The organism is Acetobacter fallax (assembly GCF_011516735.1).
GTDB lineage: Bacteria > Pseudomonadota > Alphaproteobacteria > Acetobacterales > Acetobacteraceae > Acetobacter > Acetobacter fallax.
On sequence record NZ_WOSX01000153.1, the window covers coordinates 1 to 623 of the forward strand.

Below are 623 nucleotides of genomic sequence, written 5' to 3' on the forward strand. Positions count from 1 at the left end.
AGAAGAGCCTTGCGCTCCTCCGTTTTGATTACGGCGTTCGCGGCTTCGCGATCATCGTCGAAGGACTGAGACCGCTGACCAGATACATGATGGCGAAGCGAACGAAAACATCTGACGAGACGCATAACCGAACCTCAGGGACCGATACAGCCGCAGAGATGCCGAAAAAAGATCGCGGGACAGGTTCATTGCCCGGGACCTGGTGCAGCTGACGGGGAGGTTTGTGCGTTACCGAGAACCCGTGCCGCCCGTTCACGCCTGAGCGCCCTCTCGGCGCTGCTCATGATCGCCGGCGCGTTCCTGATCATGGCCTGCAGCTTCGCATCGATCTCCGCCAGGCGCGCGCTGTGCGACCGTTCGGCCTGCCGTGCCTGCGTCTTCAGCACGATCTCTCTTCCGTAAGGACGGCCTTCCGTCGCCATCGTCTCCTGCACATGCCCGAGCGCGATCAGTTCGCGGATCCTTGCATCGCGCGCCTTACGGGTCCGGGCGACCAGATCCATGCCGAGCGCCTAGAGGTGGTCCCCATTTTTCGGACAGGGCGATAAGCTATCATCTGGCCTGAACGAGGACGGGTTTTATGGGCAAGGTTACGCGGAAACGGTATGCGGCAGAGTTCAAGT

The 623-nt window shown here is 60.8% G+C and carries 1 protein-coding gene; it reads right to left on the minus strand.

The features are described from left to right. Positions 1–185: 185 nt before the first annotated feature. The gene (locus GOB85_RS18940; protein WP_242011641.1) at positions 186–503 is read right to left on the minus strand and encodes a hypothetical protein; all 318 of its coding nucleotides are present in this window, start codon (positions 501–503) and stop codon (positions 186–188) included. Between the last annotated feature and the right edge of the window lie 120 nt (positions 504–623).